General features: G+C 70.8%; 21 protein-coding genes and 1 pseudogene. 12 read left to right on the top strand and 10 right to left on the bottom strand.

Translation table 11 applies throughout. The features are described 5' to 3' along the window. The first annotated feature begins 176 nt into the window (after positions 1 to 176). The 4 genes and pseudogenes from RBS60_RS15535 to RBS60_RS15550 form a co-directional block, all read left to right on the top strand. On the top strand, positions 177 to 941 hold the full coding sequence (locus RBS60_RS15535) for an IclR family transcriptional regulator (protein WP_307958490.1): 765 nt from the start codon (positions 177 to 179) through the stop codon (positions 939 to 941). A gap of 101 nt (positions 942 to 1042) precedes the next feature. Continuing rightward, positions 1043 to 2071 (top strand): PDR/VanB family oxidoreductase, encoded by a 1029-nt coding sequence (locus RBS60_RS15540; RefSeq protein WP_307958491.1) that lies wholly within the window; start codon positions 1043 to 1045, stop codon positions 2069 to 2071. Positions 2072 to 2271: 200 nt separating this feature from the next. Then, complete coding sequence (locus tag RBS60_RS15545) at positions 2272 to 3345, top strand: cytochrome P450 (RefSeq protein ID WP_307958492.1); 1074 nt, start codon at positions 2272 to 2274, stop codon at positions 3343 to 3345. A gap of 53 nt (positions 3346 to 3398) precedes the next feature. Then, positions 3399 to 3521 (top strand): annotated as a pseudogene (locus RBS60_RS15550) (D-erythrulose-4-phosphate isomerase 1); the annotation flags it as partial. A 140-nt stretch (positions 3522 to 3661) separates the two neighbouring features. Here RBS60_RS15550 and RBS60_RS15555 read toward each other — a convergent pair. Further along, positions 3662 to 3874, bottom strand: a complete 213-nt coding sequence (locus RBS60_RS15555) for a hypothetical protein (protein ID WP_307958599.1) — start codon at positions 3872 to 3874, stop codon at positions 3662 to 3664. 280 nt (positions 3875 to 4154) lie between these two features. Between RBS60_RS15555 and RBS60_RS15560 the strand changes: the two genes are divergently transcribed. Next, the gene (locus tag RBS60_RS15560) at positions 4155 to 4457 is read left to right on the top strand and encodes a hypothetical protein (RefSeq protein WP_307958493.1); all 303 of its coding nucleotides are present in this window, start codon (positions 4155 to 4157) and stop codon (positions 4455 to 4457) included. Positions 4458 to 4581: 124 nt separating this feature from the next. Here RBS60_RS15560 and RBS60_RS15565 read toward each other — a convergent pair whose 3' ends face one another. The 7 genes from RBS60_RS15565 to RBS60_RS15595 form a co-directional block, all read right to left on the bottom strand. Beyond that, positions 4582 to 5373, bottom strand: coding sequence for a class III extradiol ring-cleavage dioxygenase (locus RBS60_RS15565; RefSeq protein ID WP_307958494.1), 792 nt, complete (start codon positions 5371 to 5373; stop codon positions 4582 to 4584). A gap of 51 nt (positions 5374 to 5424) precedes the next feature. Continuing rightward, positions 5425 to 6480, bottom strand: a complete 1056-nt coding sequence (locus tag RBS60_RS15570) for a LacI family DNA-binding transcriptional regulator (RefSeq protein ID WP_307958495.1) — start codon at positions 6478 to 6480, stop codon at positions 5425 to 5427. Between the two features lie 43 nt (positions 6481 to 6523). Continuing rightward, a complete protein-coding gene (locus tag RBS60_RS15575; RefSeq protein WP_307958496.1) occupies positions 6524 to 7405 on the bottom strand; it encodes a glycerophosphodiester phosphodiesterase family protein in 882 nt (293 codons plus the stop codon). 3 nt (positions 7406 to 7408) lie between these two features. Next, positions 7409 to 9235, bottom strand: a complete 1827-nt coding sequence (locus RBS60_RS15580) for an iron ABC transporter permease (protein ID WP_307958497.1) — start codon at positions 9233 to 9235, stop codon at positions 7409 to 7411. Further along, entirely contained in the window at positions 9232 to 10359 is a 1128-nt protein-coding gene (locus tag RBS60_RS15585; RefSeq protein ID WP_307958498.1) for an ABC transporter ATP-binding protein, read from the bottom strand. The genes RBS60_RS15580 and RBS60_RS15585 overlap by 4 nt, the downstream gene beginning before the upstream one ends. Positions 10360 to 10361: 2 nt before the next feature. Continuing rightward, complete coding sequence (locus RBS60_RS15590) at positions 10362 to 11435, bottom strand: extracellular solute-binding protein (protein ID WP_307958499.1); 1074 nt, start codon at positions 11433 to 11435, stop codon at positions 10362 to 10364. 164 nt (positions 11436 to 11599) lie between these two features. Then, positions 11600 to 12538, bottom strand: coding sequence for a Ku protein (locus RBS60_RS15595; RefSeq protein WP_307958500.1), 939 nt, complete (start codon positions 12536 to 12538; stop codon positions 11600 to 11602). 165 nt (positions 12539 to 12703) lie between these two features. Here RBS60_RS15595 and RBS60_RS15600 point away from each other — a divergent pair, with 165 nt between their 5' ends. Beyond that, positions 12704 to 13240, top strand: a complete 537-nt coding sequence (locus RBS60_RS15600) for a flavodoxin domain-containing protein (protein WP_307958501.1) — start codon at positions 12704 to 12706, stop codon at positions 13238 to 13240. Between the two features lie 100 nt (positions 13241 to 13340). On the opposite strand, the gene RBS60_RS15605 is transcribed toward RBS60_RS15600, so the two are convergent. Then, the gene (locus RBS60_RS15605; RefSeq protein ID WP_307958502.1) at positions 13341 to 15149 is read right to left on the bottom strand and encodes a hypothetical protein; all 1809 of its coding nucleotides are present in this window, start codon (positions 15147 to 15149) and stop codon (positions 13341 to 13343) included. Positions 15150 to 15622: 473 nt separating this feature from the next. On the opposite strand from RBS60_RS15605, the gene RBS60_RS15610 reads away from it, so the two are divergent. Further along, positions 15623 to 15817, top strand: a complete 195-nt coding sequence (locus RBS60_RS15610) for a CsbD family protein (protein WP_307958503.1) — start codon at positions 15623 to 15625, stop codon at positions 15815 to 15817. Positions 15818 to 15944: 127 nt separating this feature from the next. Here RBS60_RS15610 and RBS60_RS15615 read toward each other — a convergent pair whose 3' ends face one another. Beyond that, positions 15945 to 16532: a tail fiber protein gene (locus tag RBS60_RS15615; RefSeq protein ID WP_307958504.1), complete on the bottom strand. Its 588-nt coding sequence runs from the start codon at positions 16530 to 16532 to the stop codon at positions 15945 to 15947. 186 nt (positions 16533 to 16718) lie between these two features. Between RBS60_RS15615 and RBS60_RS15620 the strand changes: the two genes are divergently transcribed. The 5 genes from RBS60_RS15620 (at position 16719) to RBS60_RS15640 (ending at position 24488) form a co-directional block, all read left to right on the top strand. Next, positions 16719 to 19373: an ATP-dependent DNA ligase gene (locus RBS60_RS15620; protein ID WP_307958505.1), complete on the top strand. Its 2655-nt coding sequence runs from the start codon at positions 16719 to 16721 to the stop codon at positions 19371 to 19373. An 82-nt stretch (positions 19374 to 19455) separates the two neighbouring features. Then, positions 19456 to 20211: a 5-oxoprolinase subunit PxpA gene (locus RBS60_RS15625; RefSeq protein ID WP_307958506.1), complete on the top strand. Its 756-nt coding sequence runs from the start codon at positions 19456 to 19458 to the stop codon at positions 20209 to 20211. Next, positions 20208 to 21989 (top strand): carboxyltransferase domain-containing protein, encoded by a 1782-nt coding sequence (locus RBS60_RS15630; RefSeq protein ID WP_307958507.1) that lies wholly within the window; start codon positions 20208 to 20210, stop codon positions 21987 to 21989. The genes RBS60_RS15625 and RBS60_RS15630 overlap by 4 nt, the downstream gene beginning before the upstream one ends. Further along, the gene (locus RBS60_RS15635; RefSeq protein ID WP_307958508.1) at positions 21982 to 23754 is read left to right on the top strand and encodes a biotin carboxylase N-terminal domain-containing protein; all 1773 of its coding nucleotides are present in this window, start codon (positions 21982 to 21984) and stop codon (positions 23752 to 23754) included. Before RBS60_RS15630 ends, RBS60_RS15635 begins: the two co-directional genes overlap by 8 nt. 56 nt (positions 23755 to 23810) lie before the next feature. Beyond that, positions 23811 to 24488, top strand: coding sequence for a GntR family transcriptional regulator (locus RBS60_RS15640; protein ID WP_307958509.1), 678 nt, complete (start codon positions 23811 to 23813; stop codon positions 24486 to 24488). Positions 24489 to 24811 lie beyond the last annotated feature (323 nt).

The following is a 24811-nucleotide window of genomic DNA, read 5'->3' on the forward strand; positions in this document are numbered from 1 at the left end:
AAGGACGGCTGGGCGCAGCCTCCCCGGGAAGCGGCCCGCCAGGGCCGCTTCCCGGGGAGGCTCTCTGTCTTCCACCGTCTCCGCCTTCCATCAGCCGCGAGATCCAATCCACGGAACCTCCCGGTCGGTGCGGCTAGCATTCCGTTCATGAGCGTCACATCCCACTGCGTGTAGCCGTGCCGCGCACCCCCACCGGCGAGTCTGTCCTCGCCCGCGGCGCCCGCGTCGTCGAGGCGTTCGACGCCGCGCACCCGGTGCTCAGCGTCACCGAGATCGCCCAGCGCACGGGCCTGCACCTCGCCACCGCGTCCCGCCTGGCCGAGGAGCTCGTGAAGCTGGGCTGGCTCGCCCGTGACCCCCAGCGCCGCCTCCGGCTCGGCATGCGGCTCTGGGAGGTCGCCACACGGGCCGCGCCCACGCTGAGCCTGCGCGAGGCTGCCCTGCCGGTCATGGAGGACCTCCGCAAGGTCATGGGCCATCATGTCCAGCTCGCGGTGCTGGACGGTGAGGAGGTGCTCTTCCTCGAACGCCTCGGGGCCCCCGGCGCGGTGATCAACTACTCCCGCACGGCCGGACGCCTGCCCGCCCACGCGTCGTCGTCCGGGCTGGTCCTGCTCGCCCACGCCACGCCGGAGGTGCGGGAGCGAGCCGTGTCCGCCCGCCTCGAACGGTTCACGGAGGCGACCATCACGAGCGCCGAGGGGCTCCGACGGGCCATCGCCGAAGCCCGCCGCCAGGGCTTCGCGCTCCTCCGCGGCCACGTCCACGAGGACGCCGCGGGCATTGCAGTCCCGCTCCGGGATCCCGACGGGACGGTCGTCGCGGCGCTCTCGCTCATCGTTCCGAACGACGACGTCGCCCTCGCCCGCGTGCCGCTCCTCCAGGCCGCGGCCCTCACCATCACTCGCGCCATGCGGACGGCGGCGCCACCCTCCTCCTAACGCTCCGCAGCCTGCAATTCTCAACCATTGAGAACTGACTGGCAGCGGATGTGACCCGCATCTCAGAATCGGCTCAGATGACCTCGAGCAAAGGAGCCGAGATGACACTGACAGCCGAAGCCGCTCCGCGCCCCAACCGAGCAGCGAAGCCGTCCGGCACGGCCCGCACCACCGACCAGCGTGCCGCCGACCAGCAGGCCGTCGTCACCGCCGTCGAACGCGCCGCGGACGGCGTCGTTGCGCTTACTCTCGCCCACCCCGAGGGCAGGCGGCTGCCGGACTGGACGCCCGGGGCGCACGTCGACCTCGTGCTCGCGGACGGCACCATGCGCCAGTACTCCCTGTGCGGGGACCGCTGGGATGCCCACGCGTACCGGATCGGCGTGCTGCGCGACCCGGCGAGCCGGGGTGGATCGGCGACGATCCACGACACGCTGCGCGCAGGCGACACCGTGGGACTCGGCGGCCCACGGAACACCTTCCGCCTCGTCCCATCGCCCCGGTACGTCTTCGTCGCGGGAGGGATCGGCGTGACTCCGCTGCTGCCGATGATCCGTCAGGCAGAACTCCTGGGCGCCGACTGGCACCTGTTCTACCTGGGCCGCTCGCGCTCCACCATGGCGTTCCTCGACGAGCTCGTGCCCCACGGCCAACGCGTCACGGTCCTCGCCAAGGACGAGGCCGGGCCCTCGGACATCAGGGCGACCATCGGTCCAGCTCGCGCTGACACCAAGGTCTACGCGTGCGGCCCACAGCGCCTCCTCGATGGGGTCCTCGCCGCAGCAGAGGCGGACCGTTGGCCCGAAGGTTGGGTCCGCGTAGAGCGTTTCGCCGCGGCGGAACAGGGTGAGCCCGCCCGGGCGCAGGCGTTCGACGTCGTGCTGGCACGCTCCGGCGCGACTGTCACCGTAGCACCGGGCACCACGGTGCTCGACGCCATCCAAGCGGCAGGCGCGGCCGTGCTGAGCTCATGCCGAGTGGGCACGTGCGGGACCTGCGAGGTGGCGGTGCTCGACGGCGCCCCCGACCACCGCGACTCCATCCTCAGCCCCGCCGAGCGGCGGGCCAACACGTGCATGTTCCCGTGCGTCTCGCGCTCGTGCTCCGACCGGCTCGTGCTCGACGTCTAGCGCGATCCAGCCGCCCCTATCCGTTCCCTCAGCCTTCGCCACTCCAGGAGCCCCCCCACCATGCCCACCGCTGCCACCACCCTGCCCAACCTCGAGCCGACCCGTTCGGTCCGCGCGTCCTCGCCGACCCCCTGCCGTTCCAGCACGAGCTCAGGGAGGCGGGGCCCGTCGTCGTCCTCGCCAAGTACGGGGTCTACGCCATGGGCCGGCACGCGGAGGTGCAGGCCGCGCTGACGGACTGGCAGTCGTTCGAGTCCGGCGCGGGGGTAGGCCTCGCCAACTTCCGCACCGAGGCCCCGTGGCGTCCGCCGAGCCTCCTGCTCGAGGCGGACCCGCCGCACCACGACGCGCCCCGTGCCGTGCTCACGACCATCCTCGGGCCGCGGCAGCTCGCCAGGCTGCGCGAGGCGTGGGAGGCGGACGCCGCCGAGCTCGTCGACACCCTGCTCGCCCGGGCCTCCGGCGGCACCCTCGAGTTCGACGCCGTCCCGGACCTCGCCGGGGCCCATCCCCTGCGCGTCTTCCCCGACGCCGTGGGCATCGGGCCCGACGGCCGCGAGAATCTGCTGCCCTACGGGGACATGGCGTTCAACGCCTTCGGGCCGCGGAACGCGCTCGTCGAACGCGACGCCGAGAGAGTCGGCCCGCTCTCCGGCTGGGTGGCCTCGCGATGCGCCCGGGAGGCCCTTTCTGACAGCGGGTTCGGGGCGCAGATCTGGGAGGCCGCCGACCGCGGCGACATCACCCACGAGCAGGCACCCCTCATAGTCCGCTCGCTCCTCACGGCAGGCGTGGACACGACCGTCAACGGGATCGCCGCGTTCCTCCACGCCGTCGCGACCCATCCCCGTGCGTGGGAGCGGCTGCGCCGCCAGCCCGCACTCATCCGGGGGTCCTTCGACGAGGCCGTCCGGCTCGAGTCCCCCGTACAGAGCTTCTTCCGGACCGCGACCCGGGACGTCGAGATCGGCGGGACAGTCATCCCGGCAGGTTCCAAGGCGGTCCTCTTCCTGGGCGCCGCGAACCGCGATCCCCGTCGCTGGCAGGACCCGGACGTGTTCGACGTCGACCGCGACCCGTCCGGGCACGTTGGCTACGGCTTCGGCCTCCACCAATGCGTGGGCCAGCACGTCGCGCGGGCCGAGGCCACCGCCGTCATGGGCGCACTCGCCCGGCGCGTCGAGGCCATCGAGCTCGCGGGGACCCCGCGGCGGCACCTCAACAACACCCTCCGCTCGTGGTCCAGCCTGCCCCTGCGGCTCACCGTGGCCTAGGCCGCCGGCACTGCCGCAACGGGGCCGGGACCTTGCTCACCGAGGACTTCAACATGGGCCAGCGCGTCGTGGGGCTCGAGCTCGCCCGCCGGCTCGCCCGCGAGTGGATCGGGTACACGTTCGACCCGGCCTCTGCCTCCGCCGCCAAGGTCCAGGTCTTCAGCGACTACGAGGGCCGCCGACCGCACCAGGCGAGGAACCGCCGTCGTGCGCCGCGTCCGATCGCCCCGGTGCACTGGCGCGCACAGACGCATGCGCGGCCAGGCGGACAGGGTAGACACCCTGCCGACTGGCCGCGCACTGAAGGCGTCTGTGATCAGGCCTGGGCCTTGGCCCACGCGCGCTGCGCACGGTTGGCGCTGCCCGGGATGATCTGGAACAGGGCCTTCGGCACGGCGCCGCTGAAGCCGAAAGTCTTACCGTCCCGGGAGACGCTGTGCGCCGGCTTGGCCTCCGGCGCCTTGGCGGCTCCGCCGACCATCACGGCGAAGGCGCACTTGTTGTCGAACTCGATCGTCTCGCTGCTCATGGGTGCAACTTCCTCTTCGGGTGTTCGCGGGATCCCGCGGGGGACATGCTAACGGGGCGACGTGGCGCCGATGTGACGAACAGATGCATCACTCCACGCAGACACCTCCTGCCCGCATCCGTGCAGCTCACAAAGTCCCGCACCGTAACCGAGGGCGCGGTGCTCGACGCCCTCGCCGCCGCAGCCTCGCCCAGCACCGGTACACCCCGCGGCGCGGCGGCTGACCGGCACGGCGTCCGTGACGATAGTGTGGCGCCACCACCGCGGAAGGACGATCACCATGGCACGCTTCCTCATCACGTACCACAACATGCCTCACCCCTCACCGGATGTCGTCGCCGCTAACCGCGCCGCCTTCCATGCCTGGGCCGACGAGGCGCTCGGCGACGCTTTGGTAGACCCCGGGGCACCCGTGTACCTCGCCGGCCAGCTCGCGTCCGGCGCCGCCGCCGCACCGGCGGAGATCTCGGGCTTCTCGATCCTCGAGGCCAAGTCACTCGCCGAGGCGCGCGACCTCCTCGCGGGCCACCCCTACCTTGCCCGCGGCGCGACCATCCAGATCGACTGGTGCCTCGACGTCTAACCTCGCGTCAGGCGCCTCGCGAAGCACCTCACCGCACCGGCGGACATGGCGCACGACGGCGACCACTCGCCGTCGTGCGTCATGCCGCCTCGCGCTGCGGCCCCCTCGCTTCGATCAGATCAGATCAGCTGAGCGTCCAGGACCGCTTGGACAGGCCGAACCAGAAGCCCTCGATCGCCGTCTTCGCCTCGATCCCGCCGGACTCGGAGGCCGCGCCGAGGGCCACATAGAGCGGGGCCCAGTGCTCAGAGCGCGGGTGCGCCTGGCGGGCGGCGGGCGCCTTGTGGATGAAGTCGAGGATCGAGTCGACGTCTCCGGCAGCCATGGTCTCCTCGGCCCAGTGGTCAAACTCGGAGGACGCCGCCGGCGGGGTGCCGTCCGGGCCCGCGGCGGGGTTGAACCAGTGCAGGTTGTGGGTCGTGAAGCCCGAGCCGACGATGAGCGTGCCGCGGTCACGCAGCGGCGCGAGGGTGCGGCCGAGCTCGAAGAGCCCGCGCGGATCGAGGGTCGGCATGGACATCTGCACCACGGGGACGTCGGCGCCGGGGAACATCTCCTTGAGCGGCACGTAGGCGCCGTGGTCAAGCCCGCGGCTCTCGTCCCGCTCGACATGGTGCCCGTGGTCCGAGGTGAGCTTCGCGACCTCATTGGCCAGCTCGGGGGCGAGCGGCGCGTCATACCGGACGTCGTAGTACTTCTGCGGGAAGCCCCAGAAGTCGTAGACGAGCTCCTGGCGGCGCTCGGTGGCACTCAGCGAGACCGGGGCGTTCTCCCAGTGGGCCGAGACCATGAGGATGTCCTTGGGCTTGCCGAAGGTCGCGGACCAGTCGGCGAGCTGGCGCGTCCACAGCGCATCGTCGGCGAGCGGCGGGGCGCCGTGGGAGAGGAACAGGACGGGAGGCTTCTCGGCGGTCATAGATCTATGATACGCCTATTTTAGTTGAAGCTTCAATAGTTCTAGGCAAGCTCAGCGTAGTGGCGGCGCCCCGAGGGTGCGCCCTGGAAGGAAAGTCCCGGGGAAGCGCTCATGGCGGATCTCCACACTCCCCCGGTCCCGGACCATTCGGCCGAGGACCTCGACGCCGCGGACGGCCACCTCGTGCACCGGGATGCGCAGTGACGTCAGCCCCATCCGTTCGATGCCCGGCATGACGCCGTCGATGCCGGTGACCGACACGTCCTCGGGCACGCGGAGCCCCTCGGCGTCGGCACGGTCCAGGAAGCCAAGGGCCCGCCAGTCGGAGGGGAAGAGTGCTGCGGTGATGGATCCTGCGCGCACGAGGGACACGACATCGTCGTACCCGTCGACGTTCGTTCCGAAGCTGTTCGCCTCGACGCGGTGCACATCGAGGCCACGGCCTTCGAGATCGGCCGCCATCCCGTGCCCCCGCCGGTTCTCGGCGGTCGAGACCCTGATGCCCGGGATGATCACCGCGACGGAGCGGTGGCCCGCTTCGGCCACCCGCCCGGCAACGATCGCGGCGTTCGCGTCCTCGTCGTAGCTGACCCCGTAGATTCCAGGGTGCTCCTCGATCCTTCCAACGGAGACCACAGGGACGGCGTCGAGGAACGGTTCGAGATCCGCCGCGCGGATCACCCCCGTAGAGACCATGAGCCCCCCAACCCGCAGGCCGAGGAGCCGACGCAGCCCTGCCAGCTCGTCCTCGACCCCCTCGGTGGGCGTGGGCACCACGCTGATGAGCTGCAGTCCATGGCGCGCGGACTCCGTCTGGACCTCGGCGTGAAGAAGGCCGTAGGCCGGGTTCCGGGGGTCGCGCAGGAGCAGCCCGACGAGATCGGTGCGCCGGGCGGCGAGCCCCTGGGCGATCGTGTTGGGCACGTAGCCGAGCTCGCGCATCGCGTCGAGGACGCGCACCTGGGTGGCCTCCGAGACCCGTGCGGTTCCCATGAGGACCCTCGAGACGGTGGCTCGCGAGACCTGTGCCCGCTCGGCGACGTCGTCCATGCGCACGGCAAGCGGCGACCCGACGGCGGCACCCGGGGTCTCGGCGTCGCGCGGCATGCGCTTCACTCTACTGGCCGTCGTCCTCATCGGCCGCCCCGGCTCACGCCGTCGCCGGCTCGCTCGCGCGCTCCACTCCGAGCGCATCGCGCCACGGCACGAGCAGGCCTGGCCAGTCGGTCTGGATGACGTCTGCGCCGAGGGCGGCGAGCCGGCCCCACCCGAGGTCCGGATCGGCGAGGACCGAGGTCTCGTCGTCCCAGCCGCAGAAGAGCGGCACGCGGTTGTTGAGGTTGATCGCGTTCAGCAGCGCGAAGCACCCGCGCGAGTGGAGCCACTCGATGTAGCCGGCCTGCGCGAACTCATGGTCCGGGGACTCGGCGAGCAGCTCGAACCCGACGGTGTTGATCTCCGGCAGGGCGAGAACGCGGATCACGTCCTCGTGGCTGCGGACCATGGGCGCGAACGCGTGCTTGACCGGGTGCGCATCGAGCAGCCCGAGCCACTCGTCCTCGACCGGGGACTTGAGGACGGCGCGCCCGAGGACGTCGAGCCGGTCGAGGGTCGGCAGGAGGTCGGGCCAGAACCACCATGAGCGGTCCACGTTGAACAGGGCCGAGGGGTGGGCGCGCACGACGTCGGCCAGCTCCGCCACGCCGTACCGCACGCCGGCGGCGTCCGAGCACCACCGGTACTCGAGCGCGCGGATCTCGGCGGCACTCATCGTGCGGATGTTCTTCTCCACGCCGAAGTGCATCGGCTCGTAGCCGTCGTGGAAGAGGAAGAACTCGCCGTCCGTGGACTGCACGACGTCGATCTCGACCATCTCGGCCCCTTGCCGCAGTGCCGCGGTCACGGCGGCGGAGGTGTTCTCCGCGATCGTCCCAAGGCCCGTGCCGCGGTGCACGGCAACGAGCGGCCGCGCTGCGGCGAGCGCGGCGTTGAGGGGGGCGTTGGCCTCGGCGAATCGGGCCTGTCCGAACATGTTCTACTCCTTCGGGGCGCCGGCGAGGGCCGGCTCGGTGTGGGGCGCGGGCTCGACGGCGGCCTCGGCGGCCCGCTCGGCTCGTGGTTCGGCCGGCGCGGGCGCACGACGCCGCCGCTTAGCAGGGCCGGATGCTCCCCGCCCGTAGACGAGCCACATGGTGATGCCGCTGATGACCATCAGGATCACGGTGTAGACGAACGTGAGCGCCGTGGCATCGCTCATGGTGTCCTCGCTCGTGGCGTTCTTGATGACGATGCCGAGCGGTTGGTACAGCGGGTGCGCGAGGAACACCGCGGTGTCGTACTCGTCGAGCAGGCTGTTGAAGTTCAGCGCAGCGATGGCTGCGGCCGCCGGAGCCACGATCGGCAGGATCACGCGGCGGAAGCGGGTGAACTGGCCCGCGCCGAGGATCGCGGCCGCCTCGTCGAGCTGGTCCGGCACCGCGGTGAACGCCGCCTTGAGCATGCGCAGCGTGAACGGGATCTTGTGGATGATGTACGCGATCGCGAGCAGCCCGACGGTCCCGGTGAGCACCATGTTCCCGACGATCCACTCCTTGTGGTCGTAGGCGAGGATGAGCCCGAGCGCGATGAGCGTGGAGGGCAGGATCCACGGGATGTGCAGGACGTACTCGATCGCCGCGGCGACGGGCCCGCGGAACCGTGTGAGGGCCCGCGCCACGAACAGGACCCCGATCACGACGACGGCGGTCGCGACCGCCGCGTACCCGATGCTCACGAGGAACGGCCACAGGGCGGCGTAGTCGGTGAGCACGCGCACGTAATTGTCCAGCGTGAATGAGCCCCACGTGAGGGAGGCGCTCTGGAACGACGCGGCGTCCGTGAAGGAGAACACAACGATCAGCACGGGCGGGACGGCGTAGACCACGAACAAAGCGTAGGCGAGCACGTGCGCGGCGGCCCTGGCGAACGGGTTGGCGATCCGCTGCTTCTGCATCGGTGCTGGGACCTTGGAGACGGAGAAGTAGGTCCCGCCCTTCTCGAGCCGGTTGAGCAGTGCCAGGAGCACCACCGTCGCGAGGCCTAGGACGAGTGCGAGCGTGGCCGCGAGGTCGCGGGAGGCAGGTGCGTTGGCGAATGTCAGGATCATCGGGGTGATGGTCTGGAAGTCCGTCCCGCCCAGGACCTGCGGGGCTGCGAGGGCACCGAGGCCGCCGAGGAACGTGAGGATCGTCAGGGCGTAGACCGTGGGCATGAGGGTGGGCAGGACCACGCGGCGCAGGACCGTCCACTCCGAGGCGCCCATCATGCGGGCGGCCTCGATCGTGCCGAAGTCCACCTTGGACAGAGCGTTGCCGAGGAACAGGAGGTGGTGGCCCGTGGTCGCGAACGTCATGACGAAGACCACCGCGAACATGCCCGAGAACCAGCCCGGGTCGAGGCCCGGGACGATGTTCACGGCTAGCTGCGTGAGGAAACCGTGCTCGCCGTAGATGAACTTGTACCCGGCCACGAGCACGATTCCCCCGTACACGAGCGTGGTCGCGTAGCCGAGCCACAGCAGGCGCGCGCCCCGGATCGCGAAGTACCGCGTGAGCAGCACGATCGCGATGCCGACGGCGTTGACCGTCACCGAGAGCACGACGGCGAGCAGGAAGCTGTTGCGCAGGGACGTCATCGCCCGCTGGGATGAGAGGAGCCGCTCGAACGCGCTGAAGCTGACCTGCCCCTCAGGTGCGAACACGGTGGTGAGCACCCTCAGGGTGGGGTAGACGAGGAACGCCGCCGAGAACCACACGAGCACGATGCCCACCACGACGAACAGCGGCGAGCGCAGCAGCTGCCGCACCGGGGCATTGGCGCTCATGCCGAGACTCCGGTGACCAGGGCCCCGGCCGGCTCAGGAGCCACGGCTCCGGCTATCAGGAGCCGGCCGTCCGGACCGTACTGCAGCACGTCGACCGGGTCGATGAGGGCGGTCACGGCGTCGCCCGGCGCATAATCGTGGCCGCCGGACTCCTGCACGATCGCCCGCAGCTCACCGGTGCCCGTCTCGATCCGGTAGGTGCTGGCCGTGCCGTGGTAGCGGCGGCCCACCACGCGGCCAGGGATCCGGACGCCCGAGGCGACCGGACCGGCGTCGTGCGCGTGTGCGGCCCGGCCGGCGAGGCGGATCCGCTCGACGCGCAGGTAGGACGGCAGCGCCGGGTCGAGGTGCGCGCCGGCGGTGCCGAGGCGCTCGAGGAGTGCGGGGCCGAGGCGGACGGCGTCACCCACGAACGCGCACACGAACTCCGTGGCGGAGCGCCGGTACACCTCCTGCGGGGTGCCCACCTGCTCGATGCGGCCCTGGTTCATGACGGCGATGCGGTCGCTGAGCATGAGGGCCTCGTCCTGGTCGTGGGTCACGTAGACGGTGGTGATGCCGAACTGCTCCTGGAGGTCCTTGAGCTGGATCCGCAGCTGCTGGCGCAGGGCGGCGTCGAGGTTGGAGAGGGGCTCGTCGAGGAGGAGGATCTTGGGGCGCAGCACGAGGGACCGGGCAATCGCGACGCGCTGCTGCTGGCCGCCCGAGAGGTCAGCGACGTTCTTCTCGAGCTGCTCGGGGGTGAGGTTGACCTGGCGGGCGATCGCGGCGACCCGCTCGCGGACCTCGGCCGCCGGGACCTTGGCAGTCTTCAGGCCGAACGCGATGTTCTCGCCGACGGAGAGGGTCGGGAACAGCGCGTAATTCTGGAACACCATGCCGATGTCCCGGCGGTGGCTGGGCAGGTTGGTGACGTCCCGGCCCGCGATGCGGACCTGGCCCGAGGTGGGGGCGATGAAGCCGGCGAGGGTGCGCAGCGCAGTGGACTTGCCGCAGCCCGAGGGGCCGAGGAGGGTGAAGAATTCGCCCTCCCCGACCTCGAGCGCGTAGTCCGGCAGCGCCACGAAGTCGCCGAAGGAGACGCGGACACCGCGAAATTCGATCGCGTTGTGGAAATCGACCATGATCAGCCCTTGAGGTCCTCAAGCTCGATCTTCTCGACCCACTTGTCGATGTTCTTCGCCACGAGCTGCCAGTCGATGTCCTGGCGCGTGAAGGCCTCCGTCTGGGCCATAGCGTCCTTATTGGCCGTCGCGGCGGCCTTGGTGTTCGTCGGGGCCGTGAAGAACTGGTTGGACCACTTCGACTGGACCTCGGCCGAGCCGAACCAGTCGATGAACTTCTTGGCCGCCTCGGCGTTCTTGCTGCCCTTGACGAGCGCGACCTGCTGAACCGCGTAGGGCACCCCGACGGCGGGCTTCACGGCCTCCGTCGCGATGCCGTACTGCTTCTCGCGGCTGGCCTTGCCCGCGAGCCACATCTGGCCGGCGTCTACCGTGCCGTCCTTCATGCGGGCGTAGAGGTCGGTGCCCTTGACCGCGCGGGAGCCCGTGGCGAAGTACGCCTTGACTGCGTCCCAGCCCTGCTGGCTGACTCCGAGGGTACCGTTCGGGTCGGCGTAGCGGGCGAGGATTCCGGCCAGGACCATCTGGGTCGTGGCGCCGCCGAGCGACGTCGGCACCTCGTAGCGGCCCTTGAAGGCGGGCTTGGTCCAGAGGTCGGTCCAGTCCTGCGGGGCGGCCGACGGGCTGGCGTAGGCGGCCTTGTTGTAGACGAGCATGATGGGTTCCCGGACGATCGGCCAGAACGTCTTGCCCGCCTTGTCGCCGAGGGCCGGGTCCACGTCGCTCGCCCAGGCGGGGGTGTAGGACTCGAGGACGTTCTGCCCCTTGAGCTTCTCGAAGTAGACATTGTTGAGACCGAAGGCTACGTCCGCGACGGGGTTGTTCTTCTCCGCGCTCAGTCGGTTCATGACGTCCCCGCCACCGAGGTCCACGAGCTGGAGCTTGAAGCCCGCGGCCGAGGCCTCCTTGGTGAGCCAGTCGCCGCGCCCGTCCGAGACCGAGTTGCTGTAGACGACGAGGGAGGCCTGATCGCTGCCGCCCACGGAGGATGCGGTCTGGCCGGGCGGCGTGCAGGCGGTGAGCAGGGCACCGGCCACCGCAAGGGCGGTTCCGGCGAACAGAGATCGGCGCTTCATGGAGTACTCCTTGGTCAGAGGGAAATGATCGCGCTTTCATTTGCACCAATGAACGCGCTTTCATTTCCCATCGTCAGCCCAGGAGGCGTCCTGCCTGTGGAACCATCATGACGCCGCGGTGAACAGACGGCGAACGCGCGGCGCCGCCCGGGCGCCCCGGAGGCTCAGCCGGTTTTGCGGGTGCGCCGCTTGGGTGGCGCCTTCTCCTCGGACGGTGACCCCTCGGCGTCGGCCGCCTCCAGCTTCCCAGCCCGCCCGCGCCCAGCCGCGGACGCCCTCGAGACCGCGGCGGGCTCCTCCGCCCCCTTGGCGGCCTTGCGCCGGTTTTCGACCGAGCGCCGCAGCGCCTCCATGAGATCGAGGACCTCGGCGCCCTCGCCCTCCTCGGCCGGAGCGCCGAAGGTCTCCTCGGTGTCCACGGCGTCGCCCTTGGCGAGCTTGGCCTCGACAAGCTGGCGCAGCTGCTCCTGGTACTCGTCGGCGAACTGCTCGGGCTCGAACTCGGAGGAGAGGCTCTCCACGAGCGAGGATGACATCTTGAGCTCCTTGTCGGAGATCCTGACCTCGGTGTCCTCCAGGACGGGGAAGGCCGCCTCGCGCACCTCATCGGGCCAGAGCAGCGCCTGCAGGACCATGACGTCACCGCGAACCCGCAGCGCGCCGAGCCGTGATTTCTGCCGCAGGGCGAACTTCACCACGGCGGTCAGCTCCGTCTCCTCGAGGGTGCGCCGGAGCAGTTGGTAGGGCTTGACGCCGATCTTCTCCGGCTCGAGGTAGTAGCTCTTCTCAAAGAACATGGGGTCGATCTGCGCGTCCGGGACGAACTCGACAACCTCGATCTCGCGGCTGCGCTCGACCGGCAGGGACTTGAGATCCTCGTCCGTGAGGACCACGGTCTGCCCGCCCTCCTCATAGGCCTTGTCGATGTCCGCGTACTCGACGACCTCGCCGCACACCTCGCAGCGGCGCTGGTAGCGGATGCGCCCCTTGTCCCGATCGTGGACCTGGTGGAGCTTGAGGTCGTGGTCCTCGGTGGCGCTGTAGACCTTGACGGGCACGCTGACCAGGCCGAAGCTGATGGCGCCCTTCCAGATAGAACGCATGTGCCTAAGTGAACCGCACAAACGCGGGCTTGGATAGGTCCGCGGGGAGGACTCGGCGCGGCGCCCGGTGTCCTTCGGCCCTGTCGGGCGCGCCGATCCGGGACCACCGTGGAGGCGAGCCGACATTCCAGGCCCGCCCATCCGCACACCTTCGAAGGACCAGCCATGAACATCCTCGTCGCCTACGCCAGCAAGCACGGGGCTACCGCGGGCATCGCCGAGCGGATCGGCTCGACGCTCAATGCCGCGGGGCTCTCAACGACCGTCAAGCCCGTCGAGGAGGTCGACGACGTCACGCCCTACGACGCCGTCGTCCTCGGCAGCGCCGCCTACATGTATCACTGGATGCGCGAGGCGACGGCCTTCGCCAAACGGCACCAGTCCGAGCTTGCCGAGCGCCCGGTGTGGCTCTTCAGCAGCGGGCCGGTCGGCGAGGAGACCGTCGACAAGGAGGGCCGTGACATCCTCGAATCGTCCGAGCCCAAGGAGTTCGAGAAGTTCGCCGACCTGCTGCATGTGAGGGACGAGCGCGTGTTCTTCGGGGCGTGGGACCCGTCGTCCGCTCCCGTGGGCGCCATGGAGAAGATGATGAGCCACCTGCCCGGGGATCCGCTGCACGCTCTGCCGTCCGGCGACTTCCGCGACTGGGCCGACATCGAGGCCTGGGCGCAGACGATCGCCAACGAGCTCAGGGCCTCCTAGCGGGTACCCGCGGCCGCGCGGGCGGCACACAGGGGGGGGGGGGGGGGGGGGGGGGGGGGCGCCCCCCCCCCCCCCCCCCCCCCACCGCGATCAGTGTGTGTCAGCGGGTGAAGACCCCCGAGAAGATGTCGGAGTTGCCGAACCGCGATGCCGCGCCGCAGGCTGCGGGCGGGAATGGCCTGGCGGGGGTCGTGTCGGCGACGGCCGACGGTTGGCTGTCCTCGCCCCAGTCAGTGCCCACCGACTGGTTCGCCGCCGTTCCGGACGGTGTACGCAGCGCGGTGCGGTAGTCGTTCACAGCGGCGCAGCTGTCGGCATTCCGCACGTCGTTCCAGGCCGGATAGACCGACGCGTTGCTCGCCACGGCCGCGTTGTAGTCGCCGAGGAACTCGCTGACGAGGCTGTTGGAGCTGGACCCCCGCGCGTCGCCAGACACGCCGCGATGAAGCACCGACACCGCGCCGCTGAGGTCGCCGTCGAGTGCGATCACGACGCCCTCCATGGGGCGGCGTGCGCTGAGGTCTGTGTAGACGGCATGGAAGGCGTCGTACACCGCATACGCGGATTGGCCATCCGGGCTGATGGCCACAGCGGTGAAGTTGGGACGGTCGCCCGGGGCCTGGACGGCCCTCGGGTTCGACCACGTCGCGCCGCCGTCCGTGGACGTCTGCAGCAGCGATTCCTCCGCCCCGACGCCGTGGCGCGCATCGCTCCAGCCGAGGAGGATCCGGTCAGTGGCGCCTTGACCCGTCGGGGCGCCGTTGGCGATGTCCACGCTCGGGAAGCTGTCCGTCCGGGCACCGGCGAAGCCGTCGAACGTGAAGCGGCCCGCGAACGCGTCGAACACGCCGACGTCGGTCACGTCTGCGACTGGCCGGGGTGTGCCGAACTGCTTGCCACCGTTCGTCGACACGGCCATCATCTGCACGCTCTGGGTTCCCACGGTGCCCTCGAAGAACAGGTAGACGTTGCCCTTCGAGTCGGTGCGGATCATGGAGCCCTGTCGACCTCCGTTGTGGGCGTTGTCGTGTGCGGAGCTCACCTGGACGGGGTTCGACCAGGTGACGCCGCCGTCGTCTGAGTAGGCCGCCATGATGGGCTCTGGCTCAGAGGGCGAGTGCGTGTTGTTGGCCGCGCGGAACGAGGACCACGATGCGTAGACGCGCCCGAAGTAGTGGCTCGAGGCCGCGTTGTCGGCCCACATGTTGTTCTTGTCGTTGAACACGACGGGGTTGAGGCGGCCGCTCGCGATGGCGGGGCTGCTCCACGCCGAGTTCTTGCCGGCCAGGGCGCTGGCGATGTCGTCGGTGTGCGATACGGCCACCGCGTAGTTCGGCGTCACGAGCGTGTTCGCACCCGGGAAATTGCCCACGAGGTTCGAGTAGTAGTAGCGGCTGCCGTTGCTCCACGAGAAGTGGCCCTGGGCGTCAGGGGCCGGGCCGACGGCCAGATTCGGGTCGCCGTTGGAAACGAGGCCGGCCTCGGCGTAGTTGGGGAGGGTGCCGATCGGCCCGCCCTGTACGCCCGTGCCGGTGCGTGCCGAGTATCCGGTGTACGTGGGCTGCTTCCAGGTGGTGCCGTTGTCGGTCGAGATGTAGACGCCGCTGAGGCCCACCCCCGGCGTGAACGGGCAGGACCCGGCCCCACTCGAGGTCTGCCTGCATGGCGCGAGGTCGACCTCTTCGTTGGCTCCCGCGATGAGAGTTCCGGAGATGGGGTCACGGGCGATGGATGGCTCATTCTGCTTGTTGCGCGGGAACGTGGTCGAGGGACTGCCCGAGGTCACCAGGGCGTCACTGGAGGAGGGCGGCGCCGGGGGTGCGGCGCTGACGACGGTGGCAGCCGAGAACACTAGGGCAGAGGCCGCAGCCAGAGCCCCAAGACGCCGCAGGGACGAATGAATGGGCATAACAGGAAGCTCCTCGAACGGGGCGTACGGTCCGCGCCGTCGGGCACGGACGCCAAAGGATCGCCGACCGCGCCGAGCACGGACGGACGGTGGTGCGCACACGCTGCCGAGCGCTTCCCTCAGCGCCCCGCACCGCGTCGCGTCGGCGTCGACATCCCGCCGACCAAGATCACAGTCCCTGCCATGCCCGGTCGCGCCGGGACAGGCCACGGCCAACACTAGGCCCCGACCGCGGGCTCGACAACGGCCCGGGATGCCATCTTCCGGTCATTCGCCGGACGTCGGCGTCGGGCCCGAGCCCTCGCGCCGTTCGCGGTCCGCTGGACGCGCGGCGCCGCGTCCTCGTGAGGGTTGCCCCACCCAGCCGCTCTGGGCAGGATAGGAACCGGCGCACCCAGCGCGCCCGGTCCGGGCGATCGCCCGGGCGCGATCTGACCACTCGAGGCGGGAACGTCCGCCGGGAGGAGAGCAGCATGGGACTCGGCGACAAGATCAGCAACAAGGCAGAGGAGCTCGGAGGCAAGGCCAAGGAGACCACCGGCCGGGCTACCGACAACCCGGACCTCGAGGCCGAGGGCCAGGCCGATCAGGCCTCGGCTGGCCTCAAGCAGGCTGGCGAAAAGCTCAAGGACGCCGTCAAGGACATCAAGGACGGCTTCTCGAAGTAGCCCCGGCCCCTCGCCTGCACGCCGAAGAGACGCGCAGAAGCACGACGCCGCCCGCTCGCCTCCAGCGGGAGTCGGTCCTCGAGCGGGAGCCGGTAGGGCGGCGTCGTGCGCTGTGACCCGGTGAGCGTCAGTTGCGGGACGGGTAGATGCCTTCGGTGCAGATCGAGTAGGTCATGTTGTTCGGAGCCGCACTCCGGAGGTCCGGGAGCGCGAAGGTCGCGCGGCCGTCGCCGCCGTAAGTGGTTCCCAGGAGCGAGAACAGGGCGGCGTTCTGGTTGATGGCCAGGAGCTGGCCGTTGGCCGGGGTGCCTTGGGCCACGCTGCCTGCCGTCAGCAGCACCTCGCCGATATAGCACTCGATGGCGCGCCCCGCAGCAGCGGTGTTCGTGTTCGTCCCGAAGGCCGTCGTGCCGGGACCCGCCGGGCCTTGGATCCCCTGGGGGCCTTGGGGGCCCGCAGGTCCGGCCGGGCCCTGGGCGTTCCACTGGGTCAGCGTTTGGGCGTTCGAACAGTGGGGCTGCGTGTTGAGCTCAATGGTGGCTGCCTGGACGTTGGCGCCGTTGGTGCAGGCATAGAAGACACCGCCGGCAGAGGCCGGGGTCACGGCATTGGCAACCGTGACTCCCCCTGCGGCGAGCAGGACGGCAGCCGCACCAACGGAGACGGCGCGGACGCGGGATCGCTTCAGGGACGAGACGAGGGCAGTGAACGACATGGACGTGCCTTTCGACGCTTTGAGACCGCGGCTACTCCCCGCACTGGACGCTACGTCCGCTCCCCAGGATCTGGAATAGACCTAGGTCTATTGCCTCCGCAGGGCCGGTCCCCTTCCCACCATCCCCGCGCCCCTTCCCACCCTCCGGCACTTCCACCCTCCCGCCCTGCGTGGCAGGGTAACCGCATGGCATCGCAGCGCGAGACCGTCCAGATCGACGGCCGCAGGATCAGCCTGTCCAACCTGGACAAGGTCATGTACCCGGCTGCGGGGACCACGAAGGGCGATGTCATCGAGTACTACCGGACGGTGGCGCCCGTGATGATTCCGGCCGTCCGCGACCGGCCGGCCACGCGCAAGAGGTGGGTCCACGGCGTCGGCACCGCAGACGAGCCCGGCGAGGTCTTCTTCCAGAAGAACCTCGACACGAGGTCCACTCCCGAGTGGGTCCAGCGGGTCACGCTCCACCACCGCCATTCCACCAACACCTACCCCCTCGTCAACGACCTGCCCACGCTGATCTGGCTCGCCCAGATCGCGGCACTCGAGATCCACGTGCCGCAGTGGCGTGCAGTCGAGACCGACACGATGATCAACCCAGATCGTCTGGTGATAGACCTCGATCCGGGCCCCGGCGCAGGGCTGCCGGAGTGCGTCGAGGTCGCACTCCTCGTCAAGCCGATCTTCGAGGACCTGGGCCTCGCATCCGTGCCCGTCACGAGTGGGTCCAAGGGCATCCACCTCTACGCGCGGCTCGACGGAAGCCAGGAGTGGGAGCAGGTCTCCGCCGTGGCGCGCGAGTTGGCCAAGTCCCTCGAGGCCGATCACCCCGACCTCGTGGTCGCAGACCAGAAGAAGACCCTCCGCGAGGGCCGCGTCCTCGTCGACTGGAGCCAGAACAGCGGCCAGAAGACCACCATCGCGCCGTACTCCCTCCGCGGGCGCGTCCAGCCGATGGTCGCCGCGCCTCGCACGTGGGAGGAGATCGGCGCGCCCGATCTGGCACACGTGCGCTACACCGAGATGGCGGGGCGGCTCTCGACGTTCGGGGACCTCTTCGCGCCGCTCCACCCCACACCTCTCAACCCGCCCACCCTCCCCGGCACGCCCGACGCCGTCGGATCGTCTCGCCCGCGCCCGCGCGCCTCCGCGGGCGCTCCCCGTGACGGCGCGCGTTCGTCCGGCGAGGACGACGACGGTACGGGCCACGCGCCGTCGTCCGCCCAAGTCCCGACACGGGACGGCGACCGGCTGACCGCATACCGCGCCAAGCGCGACGCGGCCAAGACCCCGGAGCCCGTGCCGCCCGAAGCTGTATCCTCGGCTACGCCACGCGCCGGCGACGCGTTCGTGATCCACGAGCACCACGCGCGGCGGCTGCACTGGGACCTGCGGCTCGAGCACGAGGGCGTGCTGTCGTCGTTCGCGATCCCGAAGGGCATCCCGACCGCAACCGGGCGGAACCATCTCGCAGTCCATACCGAGGACCATCCGCTCGAATACCTCACGTTCTCGGGCACGATCCCGCACGGCGAGTACGGCGCGGGCGAGATGTCGGTATGGGACACGGGCACGTATGAGGTTGAGAAGTGGCGCGAGGACGAGATCATCGTCATCCTGCACGGGCTGCCCGGCGGCGGCCTCGAGTCGGTGGCGGAGGGGATCGACCGGGCGGGTGAGGGCGTGCGGCTCGCGCTCATCCGCACCGATACCGGATCGGGCAGCATTTCCGGTGGCAAGGAGAACTGGCTCGCGCACCTCATGAAGGACCAGGCCAAGGGCCACTGGCGGCGCGGGGCCCACGGTGCGCCAGACCACCCCGCCGAGCCCGGGGCCGCTGCGCCCGCGATCGGGGCTCCGGGCGCGCGAGGGGGGCCACCGCCGTCGCCCATGCTCGCGCAGGCCGGCACCGAGGGGCTGGTCCGGGACGGAGACTGGGCGTTCGAGATGAAGTGGGACGGCATCCGTGCGATCGTGGATGCCCGGGCGGCGCCGTTGCGCCTCTTGAGCCGCAACGGGATCGACCAGACGGCCACCTACCCCGAACTCGCGGGGCTCGCGGAGCTGGGGCCCGCGGTGCTGGACGGCGAGATCGTCGCCCAGGACGCGAGGGGCCGCCCCGACTTCGGGCTCCTCCAGCAGCGGATGAACCTGGTCGGGCCGGCCGACGTCGAACGCGCCCGCCGCAGCGTCCCGGTCCGCATCATCCTGTTCGACCTCCTCGAGTACGAGGGCAGAGACCTCACACGTCTCCCGTTCCGCGAGCGCCGCGCCGCGCTCGAGCTGCTCGCCGAGGGCGGTCTGCCGGCCAACGTGCAGCTCTCCCCCGTCTTCGACGGCAGCATCGACCACGTCCTCGACGCATCCGCCGAGCATGGGCTCGAAGGCGTGGTCGCGAAGCGGAGCGGCTCCGTCTACGAGCCCGGCCGCCGCTCGGGCGCGTGGCTCAAGATCAAGCACACCCAGACCCAGGAAGTGGTGGTCGCCGGCTGGCGGGAGGGCAAGGGCGGCCGTGAGGGGACACTCGGCTCGCTCCTCGTGGGCATCCCGGACGACGACGGCGTGCTGCGGTACGCGGGGCGGGTCGGCTCGGGCTTCACGGACCGCATGCTCGCCGAGATCTCCGGACGCCTGCGCCCCCTCGAGCGCGCGACGAGTCCACTGGCGGACATCCCGCGCGAGGACACCCGGGATGCCCACTGGGTCACCCCGAAGCTCGTCGCCGAGGTGCGGTACGGCGAGCTGACGTCCGCGGGCCGGCTGCGCCACCCGGTGTGGCGGGGGTGGCGGCCGGACAAGGAGCCCAAGGACGTGGTCCTCGAGAGGTCCCCCGGGAGGTGAAGTCGAATCCGGAAATTGTTGAACAATCTGGGGAAGTGATGCATGCTGGATACAACACACCCCTGAGACGGAGATCACTACCATGGCCACCATCGACCTCAACAGCGACGTCGGCGAGTCGTACGGCAACTGGACCTTCGGCGACGACGCGGCGATCTTCGAGAGCGTCTCGAGCGCCAACGTCGCGTGCGGCTTCCATGCTGGTGATCCGCGCGGTATCCGGGCAACGCTCGAGGCCGCTGCCTCGGCCGGCGTCGTCGTCGGGGCGCACCCGGCCTACCGTGACCTCGCGGGCTTCGGGCGCCGTTTCATCGACGTCGCGCCGGACGAGCTGACCGACGAGGTCATCTACCAGATCGGCGCCCTCCAGGGCCTGGCCCGCGCGGCGGGCACCGAGGTCCGCTACGTCAAGCCCCACGGCGGGCTCTACAACGCGATCGTCCACCACGAGGCCCAGGCCAAGGCCGTCGCGAAGGCGGTCGCCGAGGTCGCTCCCCATCTGCCGCTACTGGTCCTGCCCAACTCCGAGATCCAACGGGCCGCAGAGGCCGCAGGCCTGCGCACCGTCGTGGAGGCCTTCGCCGACCGCGCGTACACCCCTGAGGGCACGCTCGTGTCCCGCCGCGAGCCGGGCTCGGTGCTGCATGACCTCGATGAGATCGTCGAGCACGTCCTGCGCCTCCTCGACGGCAAGGTCCGCGCCATCGACGGCACTCACGTGGCCGTCACGGCAGACAGCATCTGCGTGCACGGCGACACCCCGGGCGCCGTCGCCATGGCGGCCCGCATCCGGGCCTCGATCACGGACGCCGGATTCGACATCGCGAGCTTCGCGTGACGGCCCTCGGAGGCGCCCCCGGGCACCCCGGGACCGAGTCGCGCGCGGACCCGATCATCAGCCTGCGCGCCGCGGGCGACCGCGCGGTGCTCGTCGAGCTGCGGACCCTGGGCGGCGTCCTCGCCCTCACATCGCACCTCGCGGCGGCCGAGCACGCCGGTGACGTCGACGTCGTCGACGTGGTGGCCGCCGCGACCACGGTGCTGATCGTGGCGGAGTCCGCGAGCGCCGTCGCCCGCGCCGCCGCCTACGTCCGTTCCCTGCACCTCGAGGACGCTGCGCACACCCCGGGACGTCTCGTGCGCATCACGACCGTCTACGACGGGGCCGACCTCGACGAGCTCGCCCAGCTCGCAGGCCTCTCCCCCGAAGCGCTCGTCGCCTCGCACAGCGGCACGGTGTGGGACGCGGCGTTCGGCGGCTTCGCGCCCGGGTTCACCTACCTGACGCACGACGCCGCGCCCTCGGTCCCGCGGCGCACCTCGCCGCGCACCGTGGTACCGGCAGGCTCGGTAGCGCTCGCCGGCGCCTATTCCGCCGTGTACCCGGGGGAGTCGCCCGGCGGCTGGCAGCTCATCGGTCACACCGACGCGGTCATGTGGGACCTCTCGCGCGAGGACCCCGCCCTCGTCCAGCCCGGCGACCGGGTCCAGTTCGTCCCGGTCCGGGAGAGCACCTCGCTCGCGGCCACCGCCGCGGACGGCGGGCTGGGGCAGGGTGCGGGCCCCTCGCAGCCCGCAGGGCCCAGCACTTCTGACGAGCGAGGGCCCGCGGAGGGGAGCCGGCCAGCAGAGGCTGGGCTCGTCGTCGTGCGCCCCGGCATGCAGACCACAATCCAGGACCTCGGGCGGCCGGGCCGCGCCTCGCTCGGCGTGAGCCCGGCGGGGGCGCTCGACCGTGGCGCGCTGCGGCAGGCCAACCGGATCGCGGGCAACGCGCCCGGCGACGCCGCACTCGAGGTCCTCCTCGGGGGACTCGAGCTGCGCGCCGCGTCGGACCAGGTCCTCGCGGTCACGGGCGCCCGGGTTCCGCTGCGCATCACGGCGGCCCCCGCCGCGGTCGTCGAGCCCGGAGCACCCGCGGGGGCGGACGGACCAGAGACCCCTCAAGCGCGCGCCAAAGACCCCTCAACTGTGAGGGAGGCGCCGCTGGACACGCCGTTCGCGCTCCTCGCTGGCGAGACGCTGACCCTCGGCATCGCCACCGAGGGGCTGCGAGCGTACGTCGCGGTACGCGGCGGCATCGACGCGCCCCTGGTCCTCGGCAGTGCGAGCACCGACTCCCTCTCCGGGATCGGCCCTGCCCCGCTCGCGGAGGGCCAGACGCTCCGCATCCGGCCGATGCTCGGCGCGCACGTCGTCGGCCTCCCCGAGGTCCCCCGTCCGCTTCCGGGCGGGGCCGTGGGCGGCGCCACCGTGCTGCGTGTGCTCCCCGGGCCCCGCGAGGACTGGTTCACGGATGCCTCGGCCCGCGCGTTCTTCGGGCAGGAATGGACCGTCACGCCGCAGTCGAACCGCGTCGGGCTCCGGCTCGACGGCGCTCCCCTCGAGCGGGCCCGCGAGGGCGAGCTCACGAGCGAGGGCACAGCACGCGGCTCGGTGCAGGTCCCCGCGAACGGCCTGCCGGTGCTGTTCCTCGCCGACGCGCCGGTGACCGGGGGATACCCGGTGATCGGCGTCGTCGCCAGCGCCGACCTCGACCTCGCCGCCCAACTCCCTCCCGGCGCCACGGTGCGCTTTGTCCCCCTGACCAGCTCCGAAGGAACCTCTCATGCGTAAAGTCCTCATCGCCAACCGCGGCGAGATCGCCGTCCGCATCGCCCGAGCCTGCGACGACGCCGGCCTCGAGAGCGTCGGCGTCTACGCGGATCAGGACGCCGACGCCGTCCACGTCACCGCGTGCACCGAGGCGTACGCCCTGGGCGGGACCTCGCCGGCGGAGACGTACCTCGACATGGCCAAGATCCTCTCGGTCGCCGAGCGGTCCGGCGCCGACGCGGTCCACCCCGGCTACGGCTTCCTGTCGGAGAACGCCCGGTTCGCCCAGGCCGTGCTCGACGCCGGACTCGCCTGGATCGGCCCGTCGCCCCAGACCATCCGTCTCCTCGGGGACAAGGTGAGTGCACGCGAGGTCGCCGTGCGGGCGGGCGCGCCGCTCGCTCCGGGCAGCGACGGGCCCGTGGCCAATGCGGCAGAAGTCCGCCAGTTCGTTGCGGAGCATGGCCTCCCGGTGGCGATCAAGGCGGCCTTCGGCGGCGGCGGCCGCGGCCTCAAGGTCGCCAGGACCATGGAGGAGATCGACGAGTCCTTCGACTCCGCCGTGCGAGAGTCCCGCGCCGCGTTCGGACGCGAGGAGTGCTTCGTGGAGAAGTTCCTCGACCGCCCGCGGCACGTCGAGGCCCAGATCCTCGCGGACACGCACGGCAACGTGATCGTCGTCGGCACCCGCGACTGCTCCCTCCAACGGCGGCACCAGAAGCTCGTCGAGGAGGCCCCCGCGCCGTTCCTGAGCACGGAGCAGCGGGCGCGCATCCACGAATCCGCCAAGGCGATCTGCCGCGAGGCGGGGTACGTGGGCGCCGGCACGGTCGAGTACCTCCTCGATGCGCACGGCACCATCAGCTTCCTCGAGGTCAACACGCGCCTCCAGGTGGAGCACCCGATCACGGAAGAGACCTCGGGGATCGACCTCGTGGCTGCCCAGCTCCGGATCGCCGCCGGCGGCGTGCTTCCCATCCTGACGGACCCGGAGCCCCGCGGCCACTCAATCGAGTTCCGCATCAATGCCGAGGACCCGGGCCGCGGCTTCCTGCCCGCTCCCGGCACCGTGGAGCGGTTCGAGGCCCCGACAGGCCCTGGGATCCGCGTCGATTCCGGCGTCCGCGACGGATCGACCATTCCGGGGCAGTTCGACTCGCTCCTGGCCAAGCTCGTGGTCACGGGCGCCGACCGCCGGCAGGCCCTGCGCCGGGCTCGTCGCGCGCTGGCCGAGTTCGAGATCCGCGGCCTCGCGACGGTCCTGCCGTTCCACCGGGCGGTCGTCGACTCCCCGGCGTTCAGCGCCGATGGCGATGCCGATGAATTCAGCGTGTACACGACGTGGATCGAATCCGAGTTCATGGACGAGCTCGCGGCCAGCCCCGAATTCACGGCACCCCGCACTCAGGACGCGGGCCGGCGCACGTTCGCGATCGATCTCGACGGCAAGCGGATCACGCTCGGCCTGCCGGCATCGCTGCTCGCGGGCCTCGCCTCGGCCACTTCCGGCTCCGCAGCCTCGGACGCCGCGCACGACGGCGCCGCCTCCTCGGGCGAGGACGTCACCGGCGCAGAGCTCACCGCAGAGATGGGCGGGACCGTGGTCAAGTGGCTCGTGGCTCCCGGCACTGCGGTGGCCGCGGGCGAGGGCATCGTGGTGCTCGAGGCCATGAAGATGGAGACCACGGTGGCTGCGCATCGGCCCGGGACGGTCGGTGAGCCTGCCGCGGCGGCGGGCGACGCCGTCGTGCCCGGCACCGTCCTGACGACGATCCACGCCGGTTGAGCGGGGGGAACCGGTGGTTGGGCCGAGCCGAAGCTTCGCGTCGATAGGGTAGATCCATGACAACCGAGGGGGTTCTGGACAGCCTGCGCACCGCAGCCGAGAACACGAAGCACGCCGAAACGGGCACGTGGGTCGCAGAGCGGCTGCGGCAGGCGATCGCAGACGGCCTCCTCGCGCCGGGCGCCAAGCTTGCCGAGGAGGCACTGCGCGAGGCCCTCGGGGTGTCCCGGAACACGCTCCGCGAGGCGTTCGCGACCCTGCACGCCGAGCGCGTCGTGACGCGGATCCCCAACCGCGGGGTGTTCGTCTCGCACCCGACCTCCGAGGACATCCGGGAGATCTACCGCGTGCGGCGCCTCGTGGAGCCGGCGGCCCTCCTGTGGGGTCCCGCGGCGCCCGCGGACCCCCTCAAGGACATCGTGCGCGCGGCCCGCGAGGCCGCCGTCGCCGGCGATGTGCCCAGGATGGCCAACGCCAATCAGGAATTCCACCGCAAGCTCGTAGCCCGCGTGGGCAGCGAACGTCTCGACACCCTCATGGGGCAGGTCCTCGCGGAGATGCGCCTGGTCTTCGCCACGATGGCGGACGACACGCGTTTCCACGCACCCTACATCGAAGAGAACGCGAAGATCCTGAGCCTCCTCGAGGCCGGGAAGAACGCCGAGGCCGCCAGCGCCATGACCGCCTACCTCGACCGCGCGGAGGAACAGCTCCTCGCCGCCATCGCCGCCTGAGCGTCGAGCGGACTTCTCCCCGCCCTCCCAAGGTTGCGGGGTCACGTCCCCACGTTGCGGGGTCATGTCCCATGGTTGCGGGGCCACCTCCCAACCTTGCGGGGTCATCTCCCCACGTCGCGGGGCCACCTCCCACCGCTGCGGAGCCACCTCCCTACCCTTGCGGAGTCACCTCCCTACCCTTGCGGACGCCCACCCCGCCCGTCGCGGCGCCCATCCGCCCCCGTGCGCCCCTCCCCCGCTTTAGGCTTCAATCCACGACGTGTCGCGCATATTGTCGGCGTGTCGCGCCTCAGGCTGTTCGAAAGCTGGGGAGCTCGGTA

The organism is Sinomonas sp. ASV486 (assembly GCF_030908215.1).
GTDB lineage: Bacteria > Actinomycetota > Actinomycetes > Actinomycetales > Micrococcaceae > Sinomonas > Sinomonas puerhi.

Coding starts and splice junctions, on each gene's coding strand:
- RBS60_RS15580 (WP_307958497.1), bottom strand. CDS start 9,235: ATGAGCGCCAATGCCCCGGTGCGGCAGCTGCTGCGCTCGCCGCTGTTC.
- RBS60_RS15540 (WP_307958491.1), top strand. CDS start 1,043: ATGACACTGACAGCCGAAGCCGCTCCGCGCCCCAACCGAGCAGCGAAG.
- RBS60_RS15615 (WP_307958504.1), bottom strand. CDS start 16,532: ATGTCGTTCACTGCCCTCGTCTCGTCCCTGAAGCGATCCCGCGTCCGC.
- RBS60_RS15565 (WP_307958494.1), bottom strand. CDS start 5,373: ATGACCGCCGAGAAGCCTCCCGTCCTGTTCCTCTCCCACGGCGCCCCG.
- RBS60_RS15610 (WP_307958503.1), top strand. CDS start 15,623: ATGGGACTCGGCGACAAGATCAGCAACAAGGCAGAGGAGCTCGGAGGC.
- RBS60_RS15600 (WP_307958501.1), top strand. CDS start 12,704: ATGAACATCCTCGTCGCCTACGCCAGCAAGCACGGGGCTACCGCGGGC.
- RBS60_RS15620 (WP_307958505.1), top strand. CDS start 16,719: ATGGCATCGCAGCGCGAGACCGTCCAGATCGACGGCCGCAGGATCAGC.
- RBS60_RS15640 (WP_307958509.1), top strand. CDS start 23,811: ATGACAACCGAGGGGGTTCTGGACAGCCTGCGCACCGCAGCCGAGAAC.
- RBS60_RS15560 (WP_307958493.1), top strand. CDS start 4,155: ATGGCACGCTTCCTCATCACGTACCACAACATGCCTCACCCCTCACCG.
- RBS60_RS15555 (WP_307958599.1), bottom strand. CDS start 3,874: ATGAGCAGCGAGACGATCGAGTTCGACAACAAGTGCGCCTTCGCCGTG.
- RBS60_RS15570 (WP_307958495.1), bottom strand. CDS start 6,480: ATGCCGCGCGACGCCGAGACCCCGGGTGCCGCCGTCGGGTCGCCGCTT.
- RBS60_RS15605 (WP_307958502.1), bottom strand. CDS start 15,149: ATGCCCATTCATTCGTCCCTGCGGCGTCTTGGGGCTCTGGCTGCGGCC.
- RBS60_RS15575 (WP_307958496.1), bottom strand. CDS start 7,405: ATGTTCGGACAGGCCCGATTCGCCGAGGCCAACGCCCCCCTCAACGCC.
- RBS60_RS15595 (WP_307958500.1), bottom strand. CDS start 12,538: ATGCGTTCTATCTGGAAGGGCGCCATCAGCTTCGGCCTGGTCAGCGTG.
- RBS60_RS15545 (WP_307958492.1), top strand. CDS start 2,272: ATGGGCCGGCACGCGGAGGTGCAGGCCGCGCTGACGGACTGGCAGTCG.
- RBS60_RS15635 (WP_307958508.1), top strand. CDS start 21,982: ATGCGTAAAGTCCTCATCGCCAACCGCGGCGAGATCGCCGTCCGCATC.
- RBS60_RS15585 (WP_307958498.1), bottom strand. CDS start 10,359: ATGGTCGATTTCCACAACGCGATCGAATTTCGCGGTGTCCGCGTCTCC.
- RBS60_RS15590 (WP_307958499.1), bottom strand. CDS start 11,435: ATGAAGCGCCGATCTCTGTTCGCCGGAACCGCCCTTGCGGTGGCCGGT.
- RBS60_RS15625 (WP_307958506.1), top strand. CDS start 19,456: ATGGCCACCATCGACCTCAACAGCGACGTCGGCGAGTCGTACGGCAAC.